Source organism: Streptomyces sp. NPDC031132, assembly GCF_055570595.1.
Window position 1 is genome coordinate 329,866 of the sequence record NZ_JBVIGX010000007.1, and the last position, 7,562, is coordinate 337,427.

At 73.2% G+C, this 7,562-nt stretch carries 9 protein-coding genes; 3 read left to right on the plus strand and 6 right to left on the minus strand.

Features of this window, described 5'->3' with window-relative positions:
* Positions 1-104: 104 nt before the first annotated feature.
* The 4 genes from ACZ49B_RS13975 to ACZ49B_RS13990 form a co-directional block, all read right to left on the minus strand.
* Positions 105-749 carry a response regulator transcription factor gene (locus ACZ49B_RS13975; RefSeq protein ID WP_468304800.1) on the minus strand — a complete coding sequence of 215 codons (645 nt, stop codon included), beginning with the start codon at positions 747-749 and terminating at the stop codon, positions 105-107.
* Positions 713-1,984: a sensor histidine kinase gene (locus ACZ49B_RS13980; RefSeq protein WP_468304803.1), complete on the minus strand. Its 1,272-nt coding sequence runs from the start codon at positions 1,982-1,984 to the stop codon at positions 713-715. The genes ACZ49B_RS13975 and ACZ49B_RS13980 overlap by 37 nt, the downstream gene beginning before the upstream one ends.
* Before the next feature lie 11 nt (positions 1,985-1,995).
* The gene (locus ACZ49B_RS13985) at positions 1,996-2,820 is read right to left on the minus strand and encodes a CPBP family intramembrane glutamic endopeptidase (RefSeq protein ID WP_468304806.1); all 825 of its coding nucleotides are present in this window, start codon (positions 2,818-2,820) and stop codon (positions 1,996-1,998) included.
* Positions 2,821-2,964: 144 nt separating this feature from the next.
* Positions 2,965-3,507, minus strand: coding sequence for a hypothetical protein (locus ACZ49B_RS13990; protein ID WP_468304809.1), 543 nt, complete (start codon positions 3,505-3,507; stop codon positions 2,965-2,967).
* Positions 3,508-3,727: 220 nt separating this feature from the next.
* Between ACZ49B_RS13990 and ACZ49B_RS13995 the strand changes: the two genes are divergently transcribed.
* Positions 3,728-4,327 (plus strand): DM13 domain-containing protein, encoded by a 600-nt coding sequence (locus ACZ49B_RS13995; protein WP_468304812.1) that lies wholly within the window; start codon positions 3,728-3,730, stop codon positions 4,325-4,327.
* Between the two features lie 31 nt (positions 4,328-4,358).
* On the opposite strand, the gene ACZ49B_RS14000 is transcribed toward ACZ49B_RS13995, so the two are convergent.
* Together ACZ49B_RS14000 and ACZ49B_RS14005 are read right to left on the minus strand one after the other, a co-directional pair.
* The gene (locus ACZ49B_RS14000; RefSeq protein ID WP_468304814.1) at positions 4,359-5,123 is read right to left on the minus strand and encodes an MBL fold metallo-hydrolase; all 765 of its coding nucleotides are present in this window, start codon (positions 5,121-5,123) and stop codon (positions 4,359-4,361) included.
* A gap of 84 nt (positions 5,124-5,207) precedes the next feature.
* Positions 5,208-6,227 carry a GlxA family transcriptional regulator gene (locus tag ACZ49B_RS14005; RefSeq protein WP_468304817.1) on the minus strand — a complete coding sequence of 340 codons (1,020 nt, stop codon included), beginning with the start codon at positions 6,225-6,227 and terminating at the stop codon, positions 5,208-5,210.
* 330 nt (positions 6,228-6,557) lie between these two features.
* Between ACZ49B_RS14005 and ACZ49B_RS14010 the strand changes: the two genes are divergently transcribed.
* Both ACZ49B_RS14010 and ACZ49B_RS14015 read left to right on the plus strand, forming a co-directional pair.
* Complete coding sequence (locus tag ACZ49B_RS14010; protein ID WP_468304820.1) at positions 6,558-6,845, plus strand: hypothetical protein; 288 nt, start codon at positions 6,558-6,560, stop codon at positions 6,843-6,845.
* 186 nt (positions 6,846-7,031) lie between these two features.
* Positions 7,032-7,562, plus strand: a 531-nt coding sequence (locus ACZ49B_RS14015; protein ID WP_468304823.1) for a hypothetical protein, incomplete at its 3' end; no start/stop codon positions are given.

Genomic DNA, 7,562 nt, shown 5'->3' on the forward strand with positions numbered 1-7,562 from the left:
AGCGACCGGAAAACGGACAAACGTGCGGTTCGGGCCCCGCTCCCGCGTTCTTGAGGCCGGCTTAAGGAACGGATCGGGGAGGGTTAATGACCGCCTCCCCGCGATCACCGTTTCAGGTAGGCCAGTACGGCAAGTACCCGGCGGTTGTCGTCGGGCGACGCCGAGATGCGGAGCTTCGCGAAGATGCCGGCCGTGTGCTTGGCCACGGCGCTCTCGCTGATGTGCAGCCCGCCGGCTATCGCCGCGTTCGACCGGCCCTCGGCCATCAGCTCCAGGACGTCGTGCTCCCGCGCGGTCAGCCCGTCCGTCAGCCCGCGGGCGTCACCGCGCGCCAGCAGCTTCGCGATGACCTGCGGGTCCATGGCCGTACCGCCGGCCGCCACGCGGCGCACCGCGTCGACGAACTGCCCGGTGTCGGTCACCCGGTCCTTGAGCAGATAGCCGATGCCCCCGGCGCCGTCCGCCAACAGCTCGTTCGCGTAGAGCTGCTCGACGTACTGGGACAGCACGAGGACGGGCAGACCCGGGCGCCGGCGCCGCGCTTCCAGTGCTGCCTGCAGACCCTCGTCGGTGAACGTCGGCGGCAGCCGTACGTCGACCACCGCGACGTCCGGCGCCTCCGCCAGCAACGCCCGCAGCAGGGCCGGGCCGTTGTCCACGGCCGCCACCACCTCGCAACCGTGCTCCTGGAGCGTGCGCACCAGCCCCTCCCTCAGCAGGAAGAGGTCTTCGGCGAGGACAACACGCATGGAATCTCCATCGTCACGGTGGTCGGGCCGCCCTGCGGGCTGTGCAGGACGAGGCTGCCGTCGAACGTACCCAACCGGCGGCGGACGCCGCGCAGTCCGGTGCCACCGGCGCAGTCGTCCGCACCGCCCCGGCCGTCGTCGACGACCGCGATCCGCAGCAGCGCACCCTCGTGGTGCTCCAGGAGCACGCTGACGCGCCGGGCCCCGGAGTGCTTCGCCGCGTTGGCCAGCAGCTCGTTCACCGCGAAGTACGCGGCGGACTCGACCGGCGCCGGCAGCCGGCCCGGCAGCCGGTTGTCGACGTCCACGTCGAGGAAGCTGTCGAGCGCCAGCGACCGGACGGCGTCCCCGAGGCCGCGGTCGGCCAGCACCGGGGGATGGATGCCCCGGACCAGCTCCCGTAGATCCTGCAGGGCCCGGGCGGAGGTCTCCCGGCCGTCCGTCAACAGGCCGCGGGCGGCCGCCGGATCGGTGTCGATCAGCTGGGCCGCCCGGTCCAGAGCCATACCCAGCGCGACCAGGCGGGCCTGGGCACCGTCGTGCAGGTCCCGCTCGATGCGGCGCAGCTCCGCCGCCTGGATGTCCAGGGCCTCCGTGCGCGTGTCGGTCAACTGCGTGACGCGTCGCGTGAGTTCGGTGGCGCGCGGTGCGGACAGCAGCGACCGGCTCCAGCGTGCATGGAGCCGGAGCACCGCCGGTGCGCCGTACACGCCGGCGGCGATGAACGCGAGGCCCAGTACCAGCGCGGCAAGCATCGTCGGGGTGCTGTGCACCGGAATGAACGCATACCAGTTGCCGTCGCCCAGCCGCCGCCACACCAGCGGCTGCACCAGCGCGCCGAACGCCCCGTACTCGACGAGCGCGAGGGGAACGGCAACGAGCAGCCCGCCGACCAGCGGTTCCAGCCAGGCCCAGACGAGGTCGCGCCAGAACCCCTGGTCGCCGAGGACCGCCGCGACCCTCGTACGGGGGGCCGCGGTGCGGTCCACGGTCAACGGCTCGGGCCGGCTGATCCGGGCGCCGCTCCAGCCGGTGGCCCACCGGCGGGAGCGGTTCGACAGGGCGCGCAGTGCCCTCGCGGCCGGCGGCAGCAGCGGGAATCCGGCTCCGACCGGCAGGAGCAGCAGGGCGATCACCACGAGCCCGCCGACGCAGGACGCGGCGAGGGCGAGCAGGCTCAGCAGCTGGCAGCGCACGACGGCGGACCAGGGCCGAGCGACCGGGCGAGCCCTCACCGTGTCCTGCGTCAACGCGCCGGACCCGCAGCCCGCTTGGCCCCCGGGGCCCACACGACAGCCGCCGCAACAGCGGCCAGGGCAAACAGCACCATCGGGAGAACAGCTCCTGATTCCTCGTCCATGAACAGCAACAGACCCAAGTTGATCAGCATATGAAATCCTCCGGCGAACAACAGCCGTGACCCGCCGAGCCGTTCCAAAGCCGACCCCAGCACCACCGAAAGGGAGACGGTCGCAACGAGGAACGCCCCCGCGTACGCCGGGTCCTGCGCGAAGACCTGAACGTGCCAGACGCCCCACAGCAGACCCACCGTGACCGACGACGCGAGCGGGCCGCAGCGCGTCCGGAGCAGCGGCTGGAGCAGACAACGCCAGCCGAGCTCCTCGCCGCACGCACCGATGAACTGCGCCACCACGATCACGGCGAAGGGGTGGCCCAGCGCGCTCGGGCCGGTGAACCGGACGTCCCCGGTGACGACGCCGTACGCCGTCGCACAGAGGGCGACGATCAGGGGCGCAGTGGCGAGCAGCAGGACACCGCGACCGCCGTGGCGTCCGCCGCCCCGCAGCGCCCCGGCGAGCAGACTCCGGATCTCGCCCGGCCAGAGCAGCGCAACGACCGCGACTCCGAGCGCCGGTCCGAACTGCGTCAGTTGGACGACCTCGGTGGGGATCGGCGTCCCCGCCTGGGCGGCGCCCAGGGCTCCCGCCGCCAGGAAGGCGACGGCGAGGAACACCGCCGCCTTCGCCGTGACGCGGCCGCCCGGCCCGGCGCCGCGCGCCGCTCCGTCCGCGTCCGGTCTCGCCAGGGTCTGTCCATCGGCGTTCCCCATGTCCTCAGCCTCCGTCAGGGGTCGAACTGCTACGCCGTCGACGATGCCTTCAGCCGAGGCCGCAGCCACTGCACCTGGTTGCCGGGCAGGGTGTACCCAGGTACACCCCGCCCGGCGAGGCAGGGGGAGGGAGGAGGTGGGAGGTTACTGCTTGTTCTTCGCGAGGTCTTCCTGGAAGGCCTTCGCGCACGTCGGACCGTTGTCCGTGGCGATGAACGAGACGACCAGCAGGGCGCCCGCCTTGCCCTGGTGGCTCGCCTTCACGCTCCAGCCGCTCTTGTCGAGCGCCTTGATGACGGCGGCCGGCTGATCGACTGTCCGGGTCTCCTTCCAGCCGCCCTTGGCCAGGGTCGCGACCGTGGCGTCGTAGGACTTCCTGGAATCGGAGACCTTCTTGCTGTCCGCGGTCCAGGAGACCATGCAGGACTTCAGGTTCGCCGGTACGTCGTCACCGGGCTTCTCGGTGAAACCGGCCGCCGTGGCCGCAGCCTCGATCTCCTTCTTCACCGCGGCGGCATCCAGGGCGCCGGAGCCGCCCGAGCCGGCCCCCGCACCGGCCGCCGGGGCCGAGGAACCGGACGCGGGCGCGTCGCCGCCCTTGCCCTTGTCCGTACCGCCCTCGCCGCCGCAACCCGCGACCAACAGCACCACACCGGCAGCCGCAGCCGCCCACTTCGCCTTGCGCACTACTCTCCCAATTCACCGTGCACGGGCGCCCGATGCCCCCGCGATCAAGGAAGCAGTCTGTCACGCGGCACGCCGGCCGCCCGGATCGACGGCCGCCGGAGCGCCGTCGTACCGCCCGGCCTGCGGCGGACGTAAGACTTCCGTCATCAGGGGATCCTGGCGCTCGGATCACCCGCCCGCGTTGAATGACGAAGGAACGCATCGACGAAGAGGGGCTGTCATGACGAGGACGGGTGCCGGGACCGGGGTCGAGGCCGGGGCGGGTACGGCGCCGGGGAAGCGCCCGCGGCGCCGCCGGCTGCTGACCTGGGTGCTGATCGCGGCCGTGCTGGTGCTGGGCGCCGGGCTGTACTGGGCCCAGCCGTGGAAGCTCTGGCAGAACTCCACGGTCAACGAGGCGCTGCCCACTGCCTCCACCGCCCCGGGGCCCGGCTCCTCGCGGCCGGGGGCCGCCCCGGCGCCGGGACCGCAGATCGTTGCCCAGGGCTCCCTGATCAGCCACGAGCACAGCACCACCGGCACGGTGAAGCTCATCAAGCTGCCCGACGGCTCGCGCACGCTCCGCCTGGAGAACCTCGACACCAGCAGCGGCCCCGACCTGCGCGTGTGGCTGACCGACGCGCCGGTCAAGGAGGGCGCGGACGGCTGGTTCGTCTTCGACGACGGCAAGTACGTCAGCCTGGGCAAGCTCAAGGGCAACAAGGGCGACCAGAACTACGAGATCCCGGCCGACGTGAACCTCGCCGACTACTCGAGCGTCACCATCTGGTGCGACCGCTTCAACGTGTCCTTCGGCGCCGCGGCCCTCAAGGCCGCCTGAACCGCCCCCGCGCCCGTCCTCTCCGCCCGACTCAGCCGAGGGTTTCCCGAGCGCCGGGTGTGAGCCAGCGCAGGCGCTCGCCGACGCCGGCCGCGGCGAAGGCGGCGGTGATCCCGGCGCGGTCCTCGCTGAAGTGCTCCCACGACGCGTAGTGCACGGGGACGGCCGTACGGGCGCCCAGCGAGCGGGTCAGGGCCGCGCCCTGGGCGGCGTCCATGGTGATGAGCCGGCCGTCGCCGAAGGCGGCGATCCGGGCCGCGCCGAGGTGGAGGAAGGCGGTGCCGATGCTGAACCGCTCGGCGATCCGGTCGAGTTCGTCGACGTAGACGGTGTCGCCGGAGAGGTAGACGGCCTCGCCCTCGCCCTCCTCGTCGCCCTCGGCCTCGATGACGAAGCCGATGACGTCGCCGACCGGCCCGTGCACGCCCGGGGTGGCGGTGATGCGCAGGGTCGTACCGCGCACGGTGAGCTCGTGCGTGGCCCACGGCGCCAGGCCGACGGCACCGTCGCCGAGGCGGCCCGCGCCGCTCTGCGTGGTCAGGACGGGCCGGCCGGCGAGCAGGGTGCGGCCGGCGGCGTCCAGGTTGTCGGGGTGGTCGTCGTGGCTGAGGAGCACGGCGTCGATCGGCGGCAGGTCCGCGAGGGCGACCGCCGGGCCGGCCGTGCTGCGCAGGACGACCGGATCGTGGCGGTACTCGGCGGGCGCGGGGTCGAAGACCGGGTCGGTCAGCAGGCGCAGACCTGCGATCTCCAGCAGGACCGTGGCGGTGCCGATGTGGGTGGCGGAGAACTTCACGGTGGTGGCTCCAAGGTGGTCGAGGGCGTGCGGGATCGCCGCCGCACCCGGTGTGCCCCGGGCGCGGCGTGGTTTCGGTGGGGTTCAGGCGGCGGTGCGGAAGCGGCTGCGGTACGCGCCGGGAGAGGTGTCCAGCCGGTCGCGGAAGACCCGGTGCAGGGATTCGACCGAGCCGAAGCCGCAGGCGCGGGCGATGTCGGGCGCGAGGCGCGAGGTGCGTTCCAGGAGCCGGCGGGCCGCCTCCAGCCGCATCCTCTCGACGTAGGCGCCGGGCGTGCTGCCGGTCTCGGCCCGGAAGACGCGGGCGAAGTGCCGCTCGCTCATGGACATCCGCGCGGCGAGCGCGGGCACCGACAGGTCGGCGTCCAGGTGCTCGCCGATCCACCGCCGCAGCTCGCGCAGGTCGTCACGGCTGCCGGCAGGGTGGGCGAGCGGCACGCTGAACTGGCTCTGGCCGCCGGGCCGCTGGAGGTACATGACCATGATGCGGGCGACTTCGAGGGCGACCTCGTCGCCGTGGTCCTCGGCCACGAGGGCCACGGCGAGGTCCATGGACGAGGTGATGCCGGCGCTGGTCCACATCCGGCCCGAGCGGACGAAGATGGGATCGGGGTCGACCTCGACGGCGGGATGGTCCGCGGCGAACCGTTCGGCGGTGGCCCAGTGGGTGGTCGCCCGGTGGCCGTCGAGCAGACCTGCGGCGGCGGTCACCTGCGCGCCCACGCACACCGAGGCGATCCGGCCCGCGCCCGGACCGGCCTCGCGGAGCCAGGCCACCACGCCGGGATCGACCTGCGGTTCGGGGCCGTCGGCGCCGATCCGGATCCGGCCCGGCACCACCAGCGTGTCGATCGTCCCCTGCTCGCAGAACAGTTCCTCCACGTGCAGGCGGACTCCGGCGGAGGTCTCCACGGGGCCGCGCCGCTCACCGGCCAGGTGCACCTCGTAGCCGCCGCCGAGACCCGAGTGTCCGGTCCCCAGCACGAGGTTCGTCATGGCGAAGACCTCGGCCGGGCCCGTCACGTCGAGCGCGTCGATCCCGGGGAACATCGCGAACACGACCACATGGGGGCCGGAGACGGGGGAGTACGAGCGGGAGTTCATGACCCCAATATCCGGGCCCGGCCCGTGCGTCCGCAATGACGGGCATCTGCAGGATCCGGACATCACTCCGAGGCGGCAGCCCGCCGCCCGAGGAGGACCTCGAGCCGTGCCAGGTCCTTTCCCTGGGCGCGGCGCATGGCGGCCGACCGGCCCGCCGCGCCGCGCACGTCGAACGGTGGCGCAGGCGTACGGGGTCGGCTCGGCCGAGACCGGATTTCGGCCCGGCCGGACGGATTTCCGGTGACGATCCGGTCTCGGATGCGGTGATCACCGTTGCTTCCGCTGCGGGCGGTCCGTTTGGCGGTCATGGAAGCTTCTACGCGTCCAGTCGTGTCCCCCGAAGTTTCTTTCGCAGAGCTCAACGGCGCGTACTGGATCGACTCCGACTCGTCCCTCCACGGCACGGAGGAGTGCGGCCAGTGCGTCCTCCTGCGCGATGCCGCCGCCACCGTGCGCCCGACGGCGGGCGCTGACGGCACGGCCTTACGGGAGGACCCGGCATCGGGTACCAGCCGATGCCGCGGTATCGGCTGGGTGCTGACCACCGGACGGCCGTTACTGCTGACCTGCGCGGCGATCACCGTCACCGCGGCGCTGGTCACCGTGACGCTGGGCTGAGCGGGCGGCCGGCCGGTCGGCCCGTGCGCGTGGCCGCCCGGCGGTGCCCGCCGCCATCGGTGTCAGTCTCCGCCAGGTGCGCCGCGTGTGCGGCCGCACCACCTCCGTCCGCATCACCACCGTCCGCCAACCCCTCCGGTCCTGCGGGCCTTTCGGAGAGTCCGTCCGTGCGCGTAGCGTGTTCGCATGACTACGACACCGGCAGAGGCGGGCGGGTCGAACGTGCCGCCGGACCGGGCCCGCCCGCGGATGGAGATCCGCAACCGGCAGACCGCCGGGCTGACGTTCCGCGCGGACCCGTGGGCCGCGAGGAAAGCCGGCGCGCAGGCGACGGCCACGGTCCGGGCCTGGGGGTACGCACACCTCGACGAGCCGGACCTCGAGAGCGCCGTACGGCGTCTCGTCGACGCCGCGGTCGCCGACGGCGGCAAACGGGTCAGCGTCCACCTCGCCGACCAGGACCACCGCATCCTCGCCGTCGCGCTCAGCCACGTGGCCGGTGCCGCCCCCGACGAGGGGGGCGCCGTCCTCACCGAACTCGCGGCGCTGCGCACCGTTGTCAGCTGCGGCAGCGACGTCGGGCCCGACGGGCGCCGCGTGTGGGCCCTGCTCGACGCGGCGGGGAGGGGTGGTGGAGGGGGGGTGTGGGGCGGTTCGATCCGCCACGACACCGCCCGCGGTTCCGGCCGGGACGGCGGTGTCCGGGTTCCTCCTGTC

Coding starts and splice junctions, on each gene's coding strand:
- ACZ49B_RS13995 (WP_468304812.1), top strand. CDS start 3,728: ATGACGAGGACGGGTGCCGGGACCGGGGTCGAGGCCGGGGCGGGTACG.
- ACZ49B_RS13975 (WP_468304800.1), bottom strand. CDS start 749: ATGCGTGTTGTCCTCGCCGAAGACCTCTTCCTGCTGAGGGAGGGGCTG.
- ACZ49B_RS13985 (WP_468304806.1), bottom strand. CDS start 2,820: ATGGGGAACGCCGATGGACAGACCCTGGCGAGACCGGACGCGGACGGA.
- ACZ49B_RS14005 (WP_468304817.1), bottom strand. CDS start 6,227: ATGAACTCCCGCTCGTACTCCCCCGTCTCCGGCCCCCATGTGGTCGTG.